General features: G+C 63.0%; 14 protein-coding genes. 4 read left to right on the forward strand and 10 right to left on the reverse strand.

Annotated elements, in window-relative coordinates; translation table 11 throughout:
• Nucleotide 1: 1 nt before the first annotated feature.
• The 10 genes from A9K65_RS27150 to A9K65_RS27195 all read right to left on the reverse strand — a co-directional run bounded on the left by A9K65_RS27150 (nt 2) and on the right by A9K65_RS27195 (nt 16270).
• The gene (locus A9K65_RS27150; RefSeq protein ID WP_063171715.1) at nt 2-1624 is read right to left on the reverse strand and encodes an alpha-glucosidase family protein; all 1623 of its coding nucleotides are present in this window, start codon (nt 1622-1624) and stop codon (nt 2-4) included.
• Nucleotides 1611-3626 carry a glycogen debranching protein GlgX gene (gene glgX, locus A9K65_RS27155; RefSeq protein WP_064995173.1) on the reverse strand — a complete coding sequence of 672 codons (2016 nt, stop codon included), beginning with the start codon at nt 3624-3626 and terminating at the stop codon, nt 1611-1613. The genes A9K65_RS27150 and glgX overlap by 14 nt, the downstream gene beginning before the upstream one ends.
• A gap of 199 nt (nt 3627-3825) precedes the next feature.
• The gene (locus A9K65_RS27160; RefSeq protein ID WP_064995172.1) at nt 3826-5454 is read right to left on the reverse strand and encodes an alpha-D-glucose phosphate-specific phosphoglucomutase; all 1629 of its coding nucleotides are present in this window, start codon (nt 5452-5454) and stop codon (nt 3826-3828) included.
• A gap of 3 nt (nt 5455-5457) precedes the next feature.
• Nucleotides 5458-6903, reverse strand: coding sequence for a glycogen synthase GlgA (glgA, locus tag A9K65_RS27165; protein ID WP_013532698.1), 1446 nt, complete (start codon nt 6901-6903; stop codon nt 5458-5460).
• Nucleotides 6904-6906: 3 nt separating this feature from the next.
• The gene (gene glgC, locus A9K65_RS27170) at nt 6907-8172 is read right to left on the reverse strand and encodes a glucose-1-phosphate adenylyltransferase (protein ID WP_013532699.1); all 1266 of its coding nucleotides are present in this window, start codon (nt 8170-8172) and stop codon (nt 6907-6909) included.
• A 52-nt stretch (nt 8173-8224) separates the two neighbouring features.
• On the reverse strand, nt 8225-10438 hold the full coding sequence (gene glgB / locus A9K65_RS27175; protein ID WP_063171712.1) for a 1,4-alpha-glucan branching protein GlgB: 2214 nt from the start codon (nt 10436-10438) through the stop codon (nt 8225-8227).
• A 108-nt stretch (nt 10439-10546) separates the two neighbouring features.
• A complete protein-coding gene (locus tag A9K65_RS27180; protein ID WP_024503694.1) occupies nt 10547-13015 on the reverse strand; it encodes a glycogen/starch/alpha-glucan phosphorylase in 2469 nt (822 codons plus the stop codon).
• 232 nt (nt 13016-13247) lie between these two features.
• Complete coding sequence (locus tag A9K65_RS27185) at nt 13248-14057, reverse strand: ATP-binding cassette domain-containing protein (protein WP_224621066.1); 810 nt, start codon at nt 14055-14057, stop codon at nt 13248-13250.
• Complete coding sequence (locus A9K65_RS27190; protein WP_013532703.1) at nt 14033-15094, reverse strand: ABC transporter permease; 1062 nt, start codon at nt 15092-15094, stop codon at nt 14033-14035. The genes A9K65_RS27185 and A9K65_RS27190 overlap by 25 nt, the downstream gene beginning before the upstream one ends.
• A gap of 159 nt (nt 15095-15253) precedes the next feature.
• Nucleotides 15254-16270, reverse strand: a complete 1017-nt coding sequence (locus A9K65_RS27195) for a sugar ABC transporter substrate-binding protein (RefSeq protein WP_024503693.1) — start codon at nt 16268-16270, stop codon at nt 15254-15256.
• Nucleotides 16271-16498: 228 nt separating this feature from the next.
• Between A9K65_RS27195 and A9K65_RS27200 the strand changes: the two genes are divergently transcribed.
• From A9K65_RS27200 to A9K65_RS27215, 4 genes are all read left to right on the forward strand, one after another.
• The gene (locus tag A9K65_RS27200; RefSeq protein ID WP_064995171.1) at nt 16499-17725 is read left to right on the forward strand and encodes an ROK family protein; all 1227 of its coding nucleotides are present in this window, start codon (nt 16499-16501) and stop codon (nt 17723-17725) included.
• Complete coding sequence (locus A9K65_RS27205; protein WP_064995170.1) at nt 17725-18171, forward strand: RbsD/FucU domain-containing protein; 447 nt, start codon at nt 17725-17727, stop codon at nt 18169-18171. Before A9K65_RS27200 ends, A9K65_RS27205 begins: the two co-directional genes overlap by 1 nt.
• The gene (locus tag A9K65_RS27210; RefSeq protein ID WP_064995169.1) at nt 18168-19091 is read left to right on the forward strand and encodes a carbohydrate kinase; all 924 of its coding nucleotides are present in this window, start codon (nt 18168-18170) and stop codon (nt 19089-19091) included. Before A9K65_RS27205 ends, A9K65_RS27210 begins: the two co-directional genes overlap by 4 nt.
• A 249-nt stretch (nt 19092-19340) precedes the next feature.
• The gene (locus A9K65_RS27215; protein WP_064995168.1) at nt 19341-20483 is read left to right on the forward strand and encodes a DegT/DnrJ/EryC1/StrS aminotransferase family protein; all 1143 of its coding nucleotides are present in this window, start codon (nt 19341-19343) and stop codon (nt 20481-20483) included.
• The last annotated feature ends 4 nt before the right edge of the window (nt 20484-20487 follow it).

Below are 20487 nucleotides of genomic sequence, written 5' to 3' on the forward strand. Positions count from 1 at the left end.
ATCAGTCGAGCCTGCCCAAAAAGGCTCCGAGCGCTGGCAGCAAAAGCTCAGTCTCGACGACCGCGGCATTGCCATCCAGCTGCGCAACCGCTCCGATGTCCCCCGGCAACGGCCAATTGGCCGGTCCTCCGGCGAAATTGAAGACACAGAGCAGTCTTTCACCGCCGCCGTCGCGGATGAAAGCGAGCAGGTCACCCTCGGCGTCGAGAAAGCGGATCGAGCCGGATATCAGCGCCTCATGCTCCCCGCGCAAGGCCAGCGCAGCCCGGTAGGACGCGAGCACAGAGACCGTGTCGGCATTCTGGACGTCGACGGCGCGAGCGCGATGGCTGGCCGGTATCGGCAGCCAGGGCCTGGCCGTGGAGAAGCCTGCATTGTCGGCGCCGGCCTCCCACACCATCGGCGTGCGGCACCCATCCCTGCCCTTGACGCCTGGCCAGAAGCGGATGCCGACGGGATCGCGCAGATCTTCATAGGCCAGCTCCGCCTCCTCCAGCCCGAGTTCCTCGCCCTCATAGAGGCAGATCGAGCCGCGCAGGCAGGCGAGCAGCATGATCGAGAATCTTGCGACCGCGTCGGGCTCGCTGTCCGGCCTTGTCCAGCGGCTGACATGGCGCGCCACGTCATGGTTGGAGAAGGCCCAGCAGACCCAGCCGTCGGAGACGGCCGCCTCGAAGGCTTCGACGCAGCCACGCACATGCGCGGCCGAGAACTGCGGACCGAGCAGGTCGAAGGTGTAACACATATGCAGCTTGTCGCCGCCTGAGGTATAGGCGGCGAGCGTCTGCAGCGAGCGGCCTTCATCGCCGATCTCGCCGACGGCAGCACGGTCGTCATATTCGTCGAGCAGCGCCCTGAAGCGGCGCAGGAACGCCAGGTTTTCCGGCTGCGTCTTGTCGAACAGGTGCTCCTGGTAAAGGTAGGTGTTGGTCTCGCTGTTGGTGCCGGCGACGCTTGATGCCAAGGGTGGATTGCTGCGCAGCCAGCGGTCGTGGACATAGTAATTGACCGTATCGAGCCGAAAACCGTCGACGCCGCGCTCCAGCCAGAAGCGCACGGTTTCCAGAAGCGCGTCCTGAACCTCCGGATTGTGGAAATTCAGATCGGGCTGCGAGGGGAGGAAATTGTGCATGTAATACTGCCGGCGGGTAGAATCCCATTCCCAGGCCGGGCCACCGAAGACGGAGAGCCAGTTGTTTGGCGCGCTGCCATCTGGCTTGGTATCGGCCCAGACATACCAGTCGGCTTTGGGGTTATCGCGGCTGGCGCGGCTTTCGACAAACCAGTCGTGCTTGTCGGATGAATGCGACAGCACCTGGTCGATGATGATCTTCAGGCCGAGACGATGCGCCTCGGCGACCAGCGCATCGAAATCCTCGAGCGTGCCGAACATCGGATCGACATCGCAGTAGTCCGACACGTCGTAGCCCATATCGGCCATCGGCGACTTGAAGAAAGGCGACAGCCAGATGGCGTCGACACCGAGCGAGGCGACATGGGCGAGCCTCGATGTGATACCGGCGAGATCGCCGCTGCCATCGCCGGTCGTGTCCTGGAAGGAGCGCGGATAGATCTGGTAGATGACGCAACCGCGCCACCATCCCTTCTTGTCACTCGCCGCCATTGCGCTTCTCCCTTGTGCCGGCCTGCGCTCGTTCGATCATGAAGATCATCGTCCGCCCGGATATTGGCCGCGAGATATCCGCCGCATCCGGCGCTTCGATAGCTGGGGCCCAGAAGAATCCGTCTCGTTCAGGCAAGGTGAACATGCAGGCCCGGCGATCGCCGTTGATAAGCACCGCAAGACGGCGGTCGTCATCGCTGGCGCCACTCAGGACCATGACAAGACGGTGCCGCTGCGGATCCTGCCAGCTCTGTTCATCGAGCGGCGCGCCCGTCTCAGCAAGCCATGCGACGTCCGGTATCTCCGAACCTGCCGGCGGCTGGCCAGTGAGGAAGCTTGTGTCGGAAAGCGCCGGCATCGATCGGCGCAGCCTCGAGAGTTCCGCCGTGTAGCGCTCCAGCGCCTGGTCGCGGCCGGCCCAGTCGAGCCAGGTGATCTCGTTGTCCTGGGCATAGGCGTTGTTGTTGCCTTGCTGGGTGCGGCCGAATTCGTCGCCCGCGGTCAGCATGATGATGCCGCGCGAGGCAAACAACGTGGCGAGCAGCGCGCGCTGATCGTTCTGGCGAGCCGCTGCCACGGCCGGGTTGTCCGCATCACCTTCCACGCCGTTGTTCCAGGACAGGTTTTCATTGTGGCCGTCGCGGTTCTGCTCGCCATTGGCTTCGTTGTGCTTGCGCTCGTAGCGCACGATGTCGGCGAGCGTCATGCCGTCATGGGCGGCGATGAAATTGACACTGCGGCTGGCGCCTTGCCCGTTCGCGGCAAACACATCTGACGAACCGGCGAGCCGGGTCGCCAGGGCGCCGACCATGCCGGCGTCGCCACGCCAGAACCGTCTGACATCGTCGCGATACTTGTCGTTCCATTCGAGGAACGGCGCTGGAAAATTGCCGAGCTGATAGCCGTCGGGGCCGATGTCCCACGGCTCGGCGATCAACACGCGATCGGCCAGCAGTGCGTCATCGCGCATCGCTCTCAGCAGCGGCGCCTCGGCATCGAATGTGCCCTCGACCCGCCCCAGAATGGGAGCGAGGTCGAAGCGGAAGCCATCGACACCGGCATCCCTGACGAAATGGCGAAGCGTGTCGAGGACCATCTCCTGGACCACAGGATGGTCGCAAGCGACCGTGTTGCCGGTACCGGTGTCGTTGGCCAGCCTGCCATCAGGTGTGTGCCGGTAGTAGGCCTGGTTGTCGAAGCCGCGCAGCGACAGCGTGGGACCAAGCCTGTCGCTCTCGCCGGTGTGGTTGAAGACGAGGTCGAGGATGACGCCGATACCAGCCTGGCGCAGCACAGCGACCGTGTTTCGCAGTTCCATGATGCCGCCCGGCGCAAGGCGCGGATCGAGGGCCATGAACGTCACGGGATTGTAGCCCCAGGCGTTGCGCAGCCCGAGCGGCGGCAGATGCCGTTCGTCGATCGACGCGGTCACCGGCATCAGTTCGACCGCGCCAACGCCGAGTTTTTTCAGGTGCTCGACGATCGCCGGTTGAGCAAGTGCGGCGACTGTTCCGCGCAATTTTTCGGGAACGTCCGAATGCAGCATGGTGAAGGCGCGCACCGGAATTTCGTAGACCAGGCCGCCGGCGCGGAAGAGCGGCGGCGCAGCCTGCACAGGCTTCGGTAGCGCAGCCGCGATCGCCTTCGGCATCAGCGACGCGGTATCGCCCCCCTCGCCCCGGCGATCGGCCAGCCGCCAGTCATAGGCATAAGGCCTGTCAATCTCGACGGCGTAGGGATCGGTCAGCAATTTGTCGGGGTCGAACCACAGTCCATGCTCCGGCGCATAGTCCCCGTCGGCGCGGAAACCGTAGCGGGTTCCGGAGCCAAGACCTGCAACGAACAGCGCGTGGACGCCCTCGCCTTCCCGCTGCAGTTCGAGCCGTTCGATTTCCCGCATGCCCTGCTCGTCGAAGATCGAGACCCAAAGCCGACGGGCGGCCTGCGACCAGGCGGCAAAGCGGATGCCTTCGCGGGTGACTGTGGCGCCGAGCTGGGTCATGCCCGCGCCTCACCTTCTCCCCTTGCGGGAGAAGGTGGATCGGCGCGCAGCGCCGAGACGGATGAGGGGTGTTGGAAGGAACGCGGCGTTAGTGATCTGGACATCGGTTTGCGCCAAGCTGGAGCACCCCTCATCCGACCGAGCTTCGCTCGGCCACCTTCTCCCACAAGGGGAGAAGGTGAAACGCGCGCAGCCACTCTCAAGTGATCACGCTCGGCTTGGGGCGGCCGGTATGGCTGTGAATCCCGGCAATATCGTCAGCCGCGGCAATCAGATCGGCAAGGGCGGCCTGGGTGTCGAGATCGTGCCGAGACTTGTCCGGCTCGTAGCGCTCGATGTAGACGCGCAACGTCGCGCCCGACGTGCCGGTGCCGGACAGCCGAAAGACGACCCGCGAACCACCTTCGAACAGAACCCTGATGCCCTGATGCTCGCTGATCGAACCGTCGACCGGATCGTGATAGGCAAAATCGTCGGCGCTGGCGATTTTCAGGCCGCGCACGCTGTTGCCAGGCAGCGAGCCGAGCTTGGCACGCAGTTCGTCGACCAGCGCGTTCGCCCGGTCGCTCTCGACCTCTTCATAATCATGCCGCGAATAGTAATTGCGCCCGTAGGTCGCCCAGTGCTCGGTGACGATCTGCTTGCAGCTTTCGCCACGCGCGGCAAGGATGTTGAGCCACAAAAGCACCGCCCACAGGCCGTCCTTTTCGCGGACATGGTTGGAGCCGGTGCCGGCACTCTCCTCGCCGCAGATCGTCGCCATGTCGGCATCGAGCAGATTGCCGAAGAATTTCCAGCCGGTCGGCGTCTCATAGATGCCGATGCCGAGTTTTTCAGCGACGCGATCGGCCGCGCCACTGGTCGGCATCGAGCGGGCAATGCCTTTCAAACCGGCCTTGTAGCCGGGCGCCAGACGCGCATTGGCGGCGAGCATGGCGACCGAATCCGACGGGGTGACGAAAATGCCCTTGCCGATGATCAGATTGCGGTCGCCATCCCCATCCGAGGCGGCACCGAAATCCGGCGCGTCCGGTCCCATCATCTCGTCATAGAGGTGTTTGGCGTGGACAAGGTTCGGGTCCGGATGGTGGCCGCCGAAATCCGGCAGCGGCTTGAAATTGCGGCAGGTGCCATTGGGCGCGCCGAGCCGGTTTTCCAGGATCTCCTTGGCGTAGGGACCGGTCACCGCGTGCATGGCGTCGAAGCGCATGCGGAAGCCGGACTTGAAGAGTTTGCGCAGGGCGTCGAAATCGAACAGGCTTTCCATCAGCGCGGCATAGTCCACGACCGGATCGATGATCTCGACCGTCATGCCGGCGGCCTGGACCGTGCCTGTTGTGTCGATGTCGATCGGATCGATATCGGCGATCTTGAAGCTCGAAATCGCCTTGGTCTTTTCGAAGATCGCGTCGGTAAGCTTTTCCGGCGCCGGGCCGCCATTGCCGGCATTGTACTTGATGCCGAAATCCTCATGCGGGCCGCCCGGATTGTGGCTGGCCGACAGGATGATGCCGCCAAAGGTCTTGTATTTGCGGATGACATGCGAAGCGGCTGGCGTCGACAGGATGCCGCCCTGCCCGACCATCACCTTGCCGAAGCCGTTGGCGGCTGCGATGGCGATGGCCTTCTGGATGACCTCGCGGTTGTAGAAGCGGCCGTCGCCACCGATCACCAGGGTCTTGCCCTTGAAACCGTCGAGCGCGTCGAAGATCGACTGGATGAAATTCTCGGCATAGTGCTCCTGCTGAAAGACAGGCACCTTCTTGCGCAGGCCCGACGTGCCGGGCTTCTGGTCGGAATAAGGCTTGGTGGGAACGGTCCGTATCATGCTTCAGGCAACCCTTTTCGAAAGCAGCGAACGATAGAGTTCGACGTATTTTTCCGCGCTCTTGTCCCACGACACATCGGCTTTCATGCCCTGGCGCTGCAGTGATTCCCAGACCGTCGGACTGGCATGGGCATCGACGAGGCGGCGGATAGCGTGCAGCAAGGCGCCGCCATTGTTGGGCGCGAACTGGAAGCCGGTGGCGACGCCGGCAGAGACGGCAGCCTCATTGGCGTCGATGACCGTGTCGGCGAGGCCGCCGGTGCGGGCAACCACGGGCACGCAGCCATAGCGCAGGCCGTAAAGCTGCGTCAGCCCGCAAGGTTCGAAGCGCGAGGGAATGACGATGGCGTCGCAGCCGCCCTGCATGATGTGCGACAGCCCCTCGTCGTAGCCGACGACGACGCCGATGCGGCCGCGATGCCTGGCGGCGGCGGCAAGCAGCGCGCCTTCGAGACCGGCATCGCCCGATCCCAGGATGGCGAGCCGCGCACCCGTCGCGACAATGCCGTCGACCACCAGCGCCAGTATGTCCATGCCCTTTTGCCAGGTCAGGCGGCTGACCACGCAGACGATCGGGCTGTCATCGCGCTCAAGGCTGAAGCGATCTTCCACGGCAGCCCTGTTGGGTGCGCGCGCCTTCAGCGTGCTGCCCGTGTAGTTGGACACCAGATGCTTGTCGGTTTCCGGATCCCAGATGCCGGTGTCGATGCCGTTGACGATGCCATGGAGATCGCTGGAGCGCATGTTGATGAGGCCGTCGAGGCCCATGCCGAATTCGGGCGAGCGGATTTCCTGCGCGTAGGTCGGACTGACCGTGGTGATCGCCCAGGCGGCCTGCAGGCCCGCCTTGAGGAAGCCGACACCACCATAATATTCGACGCCGTCGAGCGCCATCGCCGCCGCCGGCAAGCCAAGCTCGCCGAAAATGCCGGCGCCGAACTGGCCCTGGAAGGCGAGGTTGTGGACGGTCATCATCGAAGGCACGCCGACCGCCTTGCCATAGCGCATATAGGCCAGCGTCATCGCCGACTGCCAGTCATGGGCGTGCACGATGTCGGGCTGGTAGCCCGAGATGGCGCCGCCGGCGATGTCGCCGCCGACCTGGCTCAACGCCGCGAAACGCCGCCAATTGTCTGGCCAGTCGACGCCGGTCGCATTGCCATAGGGGCCGCCGGGACGGTCGAACAGATGCGGCGCATCGAGCACGAACAGTTCGAGCCCGGCGAGTTGGACGGAATGGACAGAGGCCTTGCCGCCCTGCAGCAAGGGGTATTGCAGAACCGCCCGCTTTTTCTTGAAGGCAGCCATGACGGTCGGAAAGCCGGGCATGAGCGTGCGCACGGTCACGCCCTTGGCCGCCAAGGCAATGGGCAGCGCGCCGGTCACGTCGGCAAGCCCACCGGTCTTGATGAGCGGGAAAATTTCCGGCGTGACCGACAGAACCTGCATGCGTCAGAGCCCCAGCTTGTCGATCATGTCCTGGGTGACCAGGCAGATGCCCTTTTCGGAAACGCGGAAGCGCTTGGCGTCGAGAATAGGATCTTCGCCGACCACCAGCCCTTCCGGTATCCTAACACCATGGTCGATGACCACGCGCTTCAACTTTGCGTTCCGGCCGACATGAACGTCGGGCAGCATGACGACTTCTTCGAGCGTCGAATAGGAATTGATGCGCGCGCCGGTGAAGATCAGGCTTTTTTTCAGCGAAGCCCCCGAGACGATGCAATCGCCCGAAACCAGCGAAGACACAGCCGAACCGCGGCGGCCATCCTCGTCATGCACGAACTTTGCCGGCGGCTTCAATTCGGCATAGGTCCAGATCGGCCAGTCGCGGTCGTAGAGGTCGAGTTCCGGCGTGATATCGGTCAGGTCGATATTGGCTTCCCAATAGGCGTCGACCGTTCCGACGTCGCGCCAGTAGGCCTCGTTCTCGGCGGTCGAACGGACGCAGGACTTGGCGAAGCGGTGCGCGATCGCCTTACCGTGCTGGACGATATAGGGGATGATGTCCTTGCCGAAGTCGCGGCTCGAGCCCGGCTCGGCCGCATCGCGGCGCAACTGCTCCATCAGAAACTTGGTCTTGAAGACGTAAATGCCCATCGAGGCCAAGGCAAACTCCGGCTTATCGGGAATGCCGGGCGGATCGGCGGGCTTTTCGACGAAGGCGATGATGTTGTCCTTGCCATCGACATGCATGACGCCGAAGCCGGTGGCTTCCATGCGCGGCACTTCGAGGCAGCCAACGGTGACGTCGGCATTGGCGTCGACGTGCTGGCGAAGCATCATCTCGTAGTCCATCTTGTAGATGTGGTCGCCAGCCAGGATGACCATGTATTCGGGTCCGTAGGCCTCGATGATGTCGATGTTCTGATAGACGGCGTCAGCCGTGCCCTCATACCACTGCGTTTCCGAGACGCGCTGGCTGGCCGGCAGGATGTCGAAGCTTTCGTTTCGCTCTGGGCGCAGGAAGTTCCAGCCGCGCTGCAAATGACGGATCAGCGAATGTGCCTTGTACTGGGTGGCAACGCCGAGGCGTCGAATGCCGGAGTTAAGCGCGTTGGAGAGCGCGAAGTCGATGATGCGCGTCTTGCCGCCGAAATAGACGGCCGGCTTGGCACGCCGGTCGGTCAGTTCCTTGAGGCGGCTGCCACGGCCGCCGGCCAATACATAGGCCATGGCATCGCGCGCCAGCGGCTGGGTCCGTTTCAAGTCTGCCATTTCTACCCTCCCAAGTTACTCGATCTCGACATGTTACTCAGTGTCGATGGGTTCAGTCGGCGACGAGCTCGAGCATGATCGTGGACAGCGGCGGCAAGAGCATCGTCGCGGCGATGCTTCCTTCCTCCGCCCGTGCCTCGACCATGCCGCCATTGCCCTTGCCGGAACCGCCATATTCAGAAGCGTCGGTGTTGATGATCTCGCGCCATTTGCCTGATGTCGGCAACGGCACGCGATAATTATCGCGCGGCACCGGCGTGAAATTGGAAATGACGGCCACCGGGCTGCCGCCCGGCGCGCTGCGCAGCCAGGCAAAAACCGAATTCTGGCTGTCGTCGACGATCAGCCAGGAAAACCCTTCCGGTTCGCAGTCGCGGCCATGCAGCGCCGGGCGCGAACGGTAGAGATAGTTGAGATCGCGCACCGTCTGCCAAACGCCGCGATGCGGCCGGAATTCAAGCAGGTTCCAGTCGAGCGCGCGCGCCTCGCTCCATTCGCGGCGCTGCGCGAACTCCTGCCCCATGAAAAGCAGCTTCTTGCCGGGATAGCCCCACATGAAAGCGTAGTAGGCGCGTAGCGTCGCAAACTTCTGCCAGTCGTCGCCGGCCATCTTGCCAAGCAACGTGCCTTTGCCGTGCACAACCTCGTCATGCGAGAGCGGCAGCACGAAATTCTCCGAGAAGGCGTAGGTCAGGCCGAAGGTGAGGTCGTTGTGGTGGTGCTTTCGGAAGATCGGCTCCTTGGAGAAATACTCCAGCGTGTCGTGCATGAAGCCCATATTCCACTTGAAGCCGAAGCCGAGGCCGCCTTCATGCACCGGTGCCGAGACCTTCGGCCATGAGGTCGATTCCTCGGCTATGGTCATGACGCCCGGATGATGGCCGTAGACCTCCTTGTTCATCTTCTGCAGGAAGCTGACCGCCTCGAGATTCTCGCGGCCGCCCTTCTCGTTGGGGATCCATTCGCCGGCCTTGCGTGAATAGTCGAGGTAGAGCATCGAGGCGACCGCGTCGACGCGCAAACCGTCGACATGGTATTTCTCGGCCCAGAACAGCGCATTGTTGACCAGGAACGACACCACCTCGCGGCGGCCGAAATTGTAGATCGCGGTGTTCCAGTCGGGATGAAAACCCTTGCGCGGATCGGCATGTTCATAGAGCGCGGTGCCATCGAAATTGGCCAGGCCATGCGCGTCGACCGGGAAATGTGCCGGCACCCAGTCGAGGATGACGCCGACGCCGGCGCGGTGGGCGCCATCGACGAAACGGGCAAAGCCGTCCGGGTCGCCAAAGCGGGCCGATGGCGCGTAAAGACCGGTCGTCTGGTAGCCCCAGGACGGGTCGTAGGGATGTTCAGAGATCGGCATGAATTCGATGTGGGTGAAACCGGTCTCGACCACATAGGGGATCAGCCGGTCGGCCAACTCGTCCCATGACAGGAACGTTCCGTCGTCGCGAAGCTGCCAGGAGCCGGCATGGACCTCGTAGATCGAGATGGCTTCTCGCCGGTGATCGGCATTGCGCCAGAAATTGCGATGCGCCTCGTCGCCCCACTCGTGCGCCGGCGGCACCGCCACGACCGAAGCAGTAGCCGGACGCAGTTCGGATTTGAAGGCGAACGGGTCGGCCTTCAGCGGCAGCCTCACACCATCGGGGCCGATGATCTCGTATTTGTAGGGTCGTCCGGCACCGATGTCGGGTACGAACAGTTCCCAGATACCGGTGTCGCGGCGGTCTCGCATGGTGTGCCGGCGGCCGTCCCACTCGTTGAAGTCGCCGACCACAGAGACGCGCCGCGCATTGGGAGCCCAGACGGCGAAATGCACTCCGGTGGCGCCTTCGTGATCGATGACATGGGCGCCGAGCTTGTCGAACAGCCTGAGATGCGAGCCTTGGGCGATGTAGTAATCGTCCATCGGGCCCAGCACCGGACCGAACGAATAGGGATCGGTCAGCCACCAGTCGCCGCCGGCGTTCCTGGCATGATAGCGCAGGGGTTGCCGCTTCTTGATCGAGAGCTTGCCTTCGAAAAAGCCGCCATCGTCGCGCCTGGACAATTCACCCGCGATGGTGCCGGTCAGCGTGTAGGCGGTGACGAATTCGGCATTCGGAACAAAGCACCGGGCATACAGGCTCTTGCCGACCTCATGGACACCAAGGACGGCGAAGGGATCTCCGTGCGTGCCGGCAACAATCGCCGCGACATCGCCGGCTGGCGCCAGTCCATCCGGCCCGCTTGTCGCAGCGGTCGCGCGCGGCTTCTTCATCAGGCAGTGTCCCTCCCCGGGCACCAAGTGTTTGTTTCTAGTGATGTGAATCCAACATTCAAATTCACATCACCGGGACCACATTGTTTGCGGCCTCATGCAATCACATCAGACAGGCACGTTCCAGATTTCTTTCGCATATTGGCGGATCGTGCGATCGGAGGAGAACCAGCCGACACGCGCAACGTTGCGGATTGCCCGGGCGTACCAGTCGGGACTGTTGCGCCAGACCGCATCGACCTCGCGCTGGGCGGCGGCATAGGCATCGAAATCGGCGGCAACCATGAACCAGTCGCTGTTGTAGAGACCGTTGATGAGATCGCGGTAACGCTCCGGATCGTCCGGCGAGAAGACGCCTGACGAAACAGCCGCAACCGCTTGCGCCAGCTCAGGCGAGCCTTCGATGACGGCGCGCGGATCGTAGCCGTTGTTGCGCCGCTCGGCGACCTCGGCGGTGGTCAGGCCGAAGATGAAGATGTTGTCGTCGCCGACGCATTCCTTGATCTCGACATTGGCGCCGTCGAGCGTGCCGATGGTCAGCGCACCGTTCAGCGCGAACTTCATGTTGCCGGTGCCCGACGCTTCCATGCCGGCGGTCGAGATCTGTTCGGACAGATCGGCGGCCGGCATCATGATCTCGGCAAGGCTGACATTGTAGTTCGGCACGAACACCACCTTCAGGAGACCGCGCACGGCCGGATCGCGGTTGATGACCTTGGCGACATCGTTGGCGAGTTTGATGATCAGCTTGGCATTGTGGTAGCTGGGCGCCGCCTTGCCGCCGAAGAATTTCACGCGCGGCATCCAGTCGCGCTCGGGATGCGAGCGGATCTGGTCGTAGAGGGCGATCGCCTCGAGGATATTCAGAAGCTGGCGCTTGTATTCATGGATACGCTTGATCTGGATGTCGAAAAGCGCCGAGGGATCGACCTTGATGCCGAGCCGGTCGGCGACGAGGTTGGCCAGCCGCGCCTTGTTGGCTCGCTTGACGGCGGCGAACTTGTCGCGAAAGGCGGCATCGCCGGCGAAACCGTCGAGATCCTTGATGGCGTCGATGTCATCGAGAAAGCGGTCGCCGATCGCCTCGCGGGCAAGCGACGTCAGCCCGGGATTACACTGGATCAGCCAGCGCCGCGGCGTGATGCCGTTGGTCTTGTTGTTGATGCGATCGGGATAGAGCTTGTGCAGATCGGCGAACACCGTCTCCTTCATCAGGTCGGTGTGAAGCGCCGAAACGCCGTTGATCGAGTGCGAACCGACAAAGGCCAGATTGCCCATGCGCACCCGGCGGTCGCCATTTTCCTGGATCAGCGAGATGCGGCCGATCTGCTCGTCCGAGAACTGGTTGGACGCACGCGCCTCCAGAAGCACTTCAGCGTTGATGGCATAGACGATCTGCATGTGGCGCGGCAAAAGCCGCTCGAACAGCGGCACCGGCCAGCTTTCCAGTGCCTCGGGCAGCAGCGTGTGGTTGGTGTAGCCGAAGGTGCGCTGGGTGATGTCCCAGGCCTGATCGAAGTCCATGCCGTGGACGTCCATCAACAGGCGCATCAACTCCGGCACAGCGATGGCCGGATGGGTGTCGTTCAGGTGGATCGCAGCCTTGTCGGGCAAGGACTTCAGGTCGCCATATTGGCTGAGATGGCGCTGGACGATGTCCTGCAGCGATGCGGTGGAGAAGAAATATTCCTGCCGAAGCCGCAGTTCCTGCCCGGCCTTGTGGGAATCGGCGGGATAGAGCACGCGCGACAAGGCATCGGCCTTGTTGCTTTCGGCGAGCGCGCCGATGTGGTCGCCGGCATTGAACTTGTCGAGCAGGATCGGATCGACCGGCATGCCCGACCAGAGCCGCAGCGTGTTGACGCGGTTGGCCCGCCAGCCGACGACGGGCGTATCATAGGCGACGGCCAGCACATGCTCGGTCGGCTTCCAGACATGGCGTTCGAGGCGGCCGTCCTTGGAGGTGATCGATTCCACCGAACCGCCGAAACCGACCTCGAACGAGCGCTCACGGCGTTCGAATTCCCACGGGTTGCCGTGATCGAGCCAGGTTTCAGGCAATTCGACCTGCCAGCCGTCGTGAATCTCCTGGCGGAACATGCCGTTGGCGTAGCGGATGCCGTAGCCATGCGCGGGAATGTCGACGGTCGCCATGCTTTCCATGAAGCAGGCCGCAAGCCGCCCGAGGCCGCCATTGCCAAGTGCGGCATCCGGCTCGAGTGCGGCGATGAGATCGAGATCGACGCCCAGGGACGACAGGGCCTCGCGCATGTTGTCCATCAGGCCGAGATTGGAGAAGGCATCGCGCATCAGGCGGCCGATGAGGAACTCCAGAGACAGATAATAGACGCGTTTTTCCTTCTGATCGTACGCCTCCTTCGTCGCCTGCATCCAGCGATCGACGATCCGGTCGCGCACGACCTTGATCGAGGCGGTCAGCCAGTCGTACTGGGTCGCAACGGTGGTATCCTTGCCGACCCGGTATTTGAGGGCCACCAAGACTTCACGTGCGAGTGTCTTGGGATCAGGATTTTCGAGCAGTGGAGGAAGGGGTTCGGATGTCATCGCGCTCGTCATGATGCCTCTCGTGCGGTTGCCATGATCATACCGGCTTTCATCGCTCCTCCCAGCCCATGCTAGCTGATACCGCTATATATTCAATCGATTTAAACATGCCCGAACCGGCATGCCCCCTGCGGCAATTTGGCAATTCGCAAGTGTGACGCGCCAAGACGGTCGCGCGACGCGCTTCAAATTCCTGTTCCGTGCTTGCCGTGCCGCCAACCCTCCAGCACTTGGGCGACATGTATCAGGCCGCCAGCGCTGCCTCGGGCGGAACCTTTGCTCCGGTCATGAAGGCCACGGCATCGGACATCGTATATTGCTTGGGATCGATGACGCAGAGGCGACGGCCGAGCCGGTGGATGTGAATGCGGTCGGCCACTTCGAAGACATGCGGCATGTTGTGCGAGATCAGCACGATCGGCAGGCCGCGCTTCTTGACGTCGAGGATCAACTCGAGCACGCGGCGGCTTTCCTTGACGCCAAGGGCGGCCGTCGGCTCGTCCATGATCACCACACGACTGCCGAAGGCGGCCGCGCGCGCCACCGCAACGCCCTGCCTCTGGCCGCCCGAGAGCGTTTCCACAGCCTGGCTGATGTTCTGGATGGTCATCAGGCCAAGCTCGGTAAGCTTGTCGCGGGCGCGCTTTTCCATCGCCGGACGGTCGAGCATACGCAGCCAATCGCCCAGAAAACCCGGTTTGCGGATCTCGCGGCCAAGGAACATGTTATCGGCGATCGAGAGCGCCGGCGACAGTGCCAGATTCTGGTAGACGGTCTCGATGCCGGCTTCGCGTGCCTCCATCGGCGATTTGAAGGCGACGGGTTTGCCTTCAAGCCGGATCTCGCCTTCGTCGGGCACGGCCGCGCCGGAAATCGCCTTGATGAGCGACGACTTGCCGGCGCCGTTGTCGCCGATGACGGCGAGGATTTCGCCGGGATAAAGGTCGAAGTCGGCATTGTCGAGGGCGGTGACACGGCCATAGCGCTTGATCAGGCCACGCGCGGTGAGGATGGGTTCCTGGGTCATGGTCATGCCGACACCTTTCTGATCCATTGGTCGACTGCCACGGCGCCGATGATCAGCACACCGGTGAGCAGCACCTTCCATTGCGGATCGGCGCCCAGCATGTTGAGGCCCATGGAAACGACGCCGACGATCATCGCGCCGAACAGCGTGCCCAGGATGGAGCCGCGTCCGCCGAAGAGGGAAATACCGCCGATCACCGTCGCGGTGATGGCCTGCAGATTGTAGTCGGTGACGGCAGCCGACGGCGAGATCGAGCCGTTGCGGCCAATGGAGACCCAGGCCGCGAAAGCGGCGATCAGGCCGGCCAAGGTGTAGACCGTCATCAACACCTTCTTGGTCTGGATGCCCGACAGCTTCGCCGCCTCCTGGTCATCGCCAACGGCGTAGACATGGCGGCCCCACGCCGTGTGATTGAGCACGTACCAGAGGATCATCACGAGCAGGACCGTGGCAATGACGCCGAGCGTCAGCACCGCAGTGCCGACCTTGAAGCTGATGGCAAAGAGATGCAGCAGCGGCGCCTGGGTATCGACGTCGGTGTCGCGGATCGTCTCGTTGGCCGAATAGATGAAGTTCGTGGCCATGACGATGTTCCAGGTGCCAAGCGTCACGATGAAGGGTGGTAGCTTCATGTAGGCGACAAGCACCCCGTTGAGCAGCCCGCAGGCGGCGCCGGCGGCAAGCCCGATCGCCACTGCGAGCGCGCTCGGCATGCCGTAGGAGACCGCGCAATTGCCCATGATCACCGCTGAAATCACCATGATCACACCAATCGACAGGTCGATGCCTGCGGTCAGGATGACCAATGTCTGCGCAGCCCCCAGAATGCCGATGATGGCGATCTGCTGCAGGATAAGCGTCAGCGTGTAGGACGAAAAGAAACGCCCACCGATGGTGATGCCGAAGACGATGATCGCCAGAACCAGGACGATCAGCGGCACCGCGGCCGGCGTCGAATGCAAGAAATGCTGGATACGCTTGACGGCCGATTTGTGCTCGTCAAAAGCAGCAACGCTGGTGTCGCTGCTCGAGAGAACCTTCTCGAATTCCTGAGCTTGAGCCATGTTTTCTCCCCATAGGCTTCAGCCAAACGCCGACGCCAGTCCACGCCTTTCCGGTCTGCTGCCGGGATTGTTCGCGGTCACGCGAGCCATCGTCCACCCGAAGCAGCCGGGGATCAAGCCCCGACCGCTCAGGTTCCTTGGATGCCGGTCAGAACGGCATCAGCCCCAGCACTTGGCGAGGCCTTCCTTGGTGTCGATGGACTTGACGCCGGTGGCCGGCTTGTCGGTCACCAGGTTGACGCCGGTGTCGAAGAAGTTCTTGCCTTCGGTCGGCTTCGGCTTGGTTCCGTCCTTGGCAAAAGCGGCGATCGCCTCGATGCCGAGTGCAGCCATCTGCAGCGGGTATTGCTGCGAAGTGGCGCCGATGACACCTTCGGCCACCGACTTCACGCCGGGGCAGCCGCCGTCGACGGAAACGATCAGCACCTGGCTTTCGAGGCCGACAGCCTTGAGCGCCTGGTAGGCGCCGACAGCGGCGGGCTCGTTGATGGTGTGGATGACGTTGATGGTGTTGTCCTTCTGCAGGAGGTTCTCCATCGCCTTGCGGCCGCCCTCTTCGTTGCCGTTGGTGACGTCATGGCCGACGATGCGCGGATCGGTCTCGTCGCCGATCTTGTTGGGATCTTTTACATCGATGCCGTAGCCCATCATGAAGCCCTGGTCGCGCAGCACGTCGACAGTCGGCTGCGAAGGCGTCAGGTCTAGGAAGCCGATCTTGGCGTCCTTGGCCTTGTCGCCCAGCGTGGCGGCGGCCCAGGCCCCGATCAGCTTGCCTGCCTCGAGATTGTCCGTCGCGAAGGTCGCATCGGCGGCGTCGATCGGATCGAGCGGCGTGTCGAGCGCGATCACCAGCAGGCCGGCATCACGCGCCTTCTTCACGGTCGGCACGATGCCCTTGGTGTCGGATGCGGTGATCAGGATACCCTTGGCGCCGTCGGCGATGCAGCTTTCGATCGCCGCGACCTGGCTCTCGCTGTCGCCGTCGATCTTGCCGGCATAGGTCTTGAGGTCGACGCCAAGCTCCTTGGCCTTCGCGGTCGCGCCTTCCTTCATCTTGACGAAGAAGGGATTGGTGTCGGTCTTGGTGATCAGGCAGGCGCCGACACCGGCCGCGGATGCGGACGAGGCAAACGCCATCAGCCCCAGAGCCGCGGCGGCAAACACGGTCGATTTCAACAATTTTGTATTGGTCACGATTTTCCTCCCAGTGGAACCATTCCGATGCCGGCCAACCGGCACCTGCAGCGCATCCAACGAAATTCTCCCAGCGTGGACGCTGCCTTAACAGACACCAGGCCGAAGCCCCTGTCAATAATTAAATCACTCTTATTTATTATTGACAGCATTGCTTCGTTCACCCATTCTGGCCCAAAAGCATTGAGGGGAAACGACGGGAGGAACAGGGTGGAAACGGCCATTGCGAGGCACGGTTCGCCCGAGGTGAATGACAGTCTCATTCACCGCGGCACCAACCAGAGCGGCATGCGCGACCACAATGAGCGGTTGGTGCTGTCGCTGGTGCGTCAACACGGCAGCCTGGCAAAATCCGACATCGCCCGCATGACCGGACTTTCGGCGCAGACGGTTTCCGTCATCATGCGCGAGCTGGAGGAAGAAAGCCTCCTGCTGCGTCAGGCGCCGTTGCGCGGCAAGATCGGCCAGCCTTCCATCCCGATGGCGCTCAATCCCGAAGGCGCTTTCTTCATCGGCCTGAAGATCGGCCGCCGCAGCGCTGAACTGGTGTTGATCGATTTCCTTGGCAATGTCCGTTCGATGCTGCAGCATTCCTATCGCTACCCGGCGCCGCGCGAGACGGTGGACTTCGTCAGCAACGGCATGCGGCAGATGCGCGGCGAGCTGACGCCCGCGCAAGACAAGCGCATCGCCGGGCTGGGCATCGCCATGCCGTTCGAATTGTGGAACTGGGCCGATACCGCCGGCGCCCCGCGCGACGTGATGGACGAATGGCGTCACCGCGACATCAGGGCCGACATCCAGGCGCAATGCGATTTTCCGGTCTATTTGCAGAACGACGCCACGTCGGCCTGCGGCGCCGAACTCGTCTTCGGGCAGGCGGGCGCTGCGCGTGACTTCGTCTATTTCTATATCGGCGCCTTCGCCGGTGGCGGCATTGTGCTGAACGGCCGGCTTTTCGGCGGCCCGACCGGCAATGCCGGAGCGCTCGGCTCCATGCCCGTGCCCGGCCCGGACGGCAAGCCGACCCAACTGATCGATGTCGCTTCCATCGCCATGCTCGAAAAGGCGCTCAATGCGCGCGGCATCGAGGCCTCGCATCTGTGGACCTCGCCGGAAGACTGGGGCGAGATCGGACCCGAACTCGACGGCTGGATCGCCAGCGCCTCAAGGGCGCTCGCTTACGCCATCGTCGCCGCATCCTCGATCATCGATTTCGAAGCGGCGGTGATCGACGGCTGGATGCCGAAGGCGGTGCGCCGCCAGCTGGTCGACGCCGTCATTGCGGCAGTCGCCACGATCGACGGCGAAGGCTTGAAGCTGCCCGCCATTCGCGAGGGAACCGTCGGTATCCATGCCCGGGCGCTCGGCGGCGCCAGCCTGCCGCTTTCCGAACGCTTCCTGATCGGCTCGACGACGATTTCCAGGAGCGCCTGATGCTGATCGGAATTCCGGCGCTGCTCGGTCCGGAGCTTCTGGCGATCCTGCGCGGCATGGGCCATGGCGACGAAATCGCCCTTGTCGACGGAAACTATCCGGCGGAACAGCAGGCAACCCGGTTGGTACGCGCCGATGGCCACCCTCTTATCCCGGTACTCGACGCGATATTGAGTATCCTGCCTGTCGATGACGCCGTGCCGGAGGCGCTGTTTCGCGCCTCGGTCCGAGGCGATCCCTCGCTTGCCGATCCTGTCCATCATGAGATCGAAGCGATCTGCGCCAAACGGGCGCCAGGCCGCAAGGTTGTTGCGCTGGCCGGCGCCGACTTCTATGCACGGGTCAAATCGGCGCATGCCATCGTCGCGACAAGCGAGCCGCGGCTCTACGCCAACATCATCATACGCAAGGGCGTGATCTATCCGCCGGAGACCAAGAAGCCATGATCCTCTGCTGCGGCGAAGCCCTGATCGACATGCTGCCGCGCACGACGACAGCGGGCGAGCCGGCCTTTGCGCCTTATGTCGGCGGCGCCGTGTTCAACACGGCAATCGCACTTGGCCGGCTCGGCGCGCCGGCCGGCTTCTTTTCCGGCCTGTCGTCGGATCTGTTCGGCGGCCAATTCCGGGATGCGCTTGGGGCGAGCAAGGTCAGTTCCACCTATGCACACACCTCGCCACGGCCAACCACGCTGGCCTTCGTCAAGCTCACCAACGGCCAGGCGACGTACACTTTCTATGACGAGAACACCGCCGGACGCATGCTGACGATCGACGACTTGCCGCAGCTCGGCAACGAGATCGAAGCCATGCTGTTCGGCGCCATCAGCCTGATTTCCGAGCCCGCCGGCAGTGCCTATGAAGAGTTCATGCGGCGCGAGCATGAAAGCCGCGTTATGATGCTCGACCCCAACATCCGGCCGAACTTCATCCCGGACAAGGCCAAGCACCTCAAGCGCATTCGCACCATGATGGCGATGGCCGACATCGTGAAACTGTCGGACGAAGACCTGAACTGGTTCGGCGAAGCCGGCTCGCATGAGGATGTCATCCGCAATTGGCTGGACCGCGGCCCGAAGCTGATCGTCGTCACCCATGGCGGCGAAGGCGCGGTCGGCTATACCAGGGAACATGCGGTTGCCGTCGTGCCCGAAAGGGTCGAGGTGGTCGACACGGTCGGCGCCGGCGACACGTTCAACGCCGGCATCCTCGCCTCGCTGCACGAGCAAGGCCTGCTGACGAAAGCGGCGATTTCCGGACTGTCGGAAGACGCCATCCATAAGGCGCTGGCGCTCGGCGCGAAGGCGGCGGCAGTGACCGTGTCGCGGGCCGGCGCCAATCCACCCTGGCGACATGAAATCGCCTGAGCAACGCTCAACATAAGTTGAGCCCAATCGATCACTTTATGTTTCGCAGGGGCTCTTTCCAAGGCTATAAGGGCGGGATGGCGCCCGACGAAGCCCGGATTTCCGGCATCTGACTGACATTCGCCGGGAAAACTGGTAACGGACTGCGACACTTCCGCAATTTAGGGCTCCGCCTGCCCGGCTTTCTCGGCAAGCGCAACTCTGGTACCAGCGGCCGATTATCTCTGGCTAACCCATTTTGAGGCCGACATGCAGTTCATCGATCTAGGCGCGCAGCGCGAACGAATCCGCGACCGGCTGAAGGCCGCGATCGACCGTGTCGTCGACGAGGGCCGCTATATTCTTGGCCCGCAAGTCACCGAATTCGAGAACAAGCTTGCCGCCTATATCGGTACCAAGCATGTCGTGGCCTGCGCCAACGGCACCGACGCGCTGCTGTTGCCGCTGTTTGCAGCCGGCGTCGGCCCGGGTGACGCGGTGTTCGTGCCGAGCTTCACGTTCGCCGCCACCGCCGAAGTGGTGGCGCTGGCCAAGGCCGAGCCGGTGTTCGTCGATGTCGACCCGCACAGCTACAACATCGACATTGCCAGCCTCGAAGCGGCCATTGCCATGATCAAGAAGGAAGGAAGGCTGAAGCCGAAGGCAATCATTCCCGTCGATCTGTTTGGCCTTGCCGCCGATTACGAGGCGATCATGGCGATCGCCAACCGCGAAGGCCTGATGGTGATCGAGGATGCCGCCCAGTCGATGGGCGGTTCGCTCGACGGCAAGATGTGCGGCTCCTTCGGTGCGGTCGGCTCGACCAGCTTCTATCCGGCAAAACCGCTTGGCTGCTACGGCGACGGCGGCGCGATGTTCACCAATGACGATGCGCTGGCCGAACAGCTTCGCTCGTTCGCCTTTCATGGCAAGGGCGAGACGCAGTACGACAATGTCCGCGTCGGAATCAATTCGCGGCTCGACACGATACAGGCGGCGATCCTCATCGAGAAGCTGGCCATTCTCGAAGACGAGATGGTCGCCCGGCAGGTCGTGGCACAGCGCTATGCCGATGGGCTTGGCGACGTCGTTACCGCCGCCCGCAATCTGGACGGCAGCCGTTCGGCCTGGGCGCAATACGCCATCGAGACGCCGAAGCGCGACGGGCTGAGGGCGCATCTCGGCGAAAAGGGCATTCCGTCTGTCATCTACTATGTGAAGCCGCTGCATGCCCAGGTCGCTTATCGCGATTATCCGCGCACGCCGACCGGCCTTGCCGTTTCGGAAGACCTGCCGAAGCGGATCCTGTGCCTGCCGATGCACCCTTATCTCAGCGAAGCCGACCAGGACCGCATCATCGAGACGATCCGCAACTATATAGGCTCGAATTCGGCGCAGGCAGCGGCCGAGTAAGCTA

It is taken from the genome of Mesorhizobium sp. WSM1497 (assembly GCF_001672455.2).
In the GTDB taxonomy this organism is placed as follows: Bacteria; Pseudomonadota; Alphaproteobacteria; order Rhizobiales; family Rhizobiaceae; genus Mesorhizobium; species Mesorhizobium ciceri.

Coding starts and splice junctions, on each gene's coding strand:
- A9K65_RS27160 (WP_064995172.1), bottom strand. CDS start 5,454: ATGATACGGACCGTTCCCACCAAGCCTTATTCCGACCAGAAGCCCGGC.
- A9K65_RS27215 (WP_064995168.1), top strand. CDS start 19,341: ATGCAGTTCATCGATCTAGGCGCGCAGCGCGAACGAATCCGCGACCGG.
- A9K65_RS27185 (WP_224621066.1), bottom strand. CDS start 14,057: ATGGATCAGAAAGGTGTCGGCATGACCATGACCCAGGAACCCATCCTC.
- glgX (WP_064995173.1), bottom strand. CDS start 3,626: ATGACCCAGCTCGGCGCCACAGTCACCCGCGAAGGCATCCGCTTTGCC.
- glgA (WP_013532698.1), bottom strand. CDS start 6,903: ATGCAGGTTCTGTCGGTCACGCCGGAAATTTTCCCGCTCATCAAGACC.
- glgC (WP_013532699.1), bottom strand. CDS start 8,172: ATGGCAGACTTGAAACGGACCCAGCCGCTGGCGCGCGATGCCATGGCC.
- A9K65_RS27205 (WP_064995170.1), top strand. CDS start 17,725: ATGCTGATCGGAATTCCGGCGCTGCTCGGTCCGGAGCTTCTGGCGATC.
- A9K65_RS27210 (WP_064995169.1), top strand. CDS start 18,168: ATGATCCTCTGCTGCGGCGAAGCCCTGATCGACATGCTGCCGCGCACG.
- A9K65_RS27190 (WP_013532703.1), bottom strand. CDS start 15,094: ATGGCTCAAGCTCAGGAATTCGAGAAGGTTCTCTCGAGCAGCGACACC.
- A9K65_RS27180 (WP_024503694.1), bottom strand. CDS start 13,015: ATGACGAGCGCGATGACATCCGAACCCCTTCCTCCACTGCTCGAAAAT.
- A9K65_RS27150 (WP_063171715.1), bottom strand. CDS start 1,624: ATGGCGGCGAGTGACAAGAAGGGATGGTGGCGCGGTTGCGTCATCTAC.
- glgB (WP_063171712.1), bottom strand. CDS start 10,438: ATGAAGAAGCCGCGCGCGACCGCTGCGACAAGCGGGCCGGATGGACTG.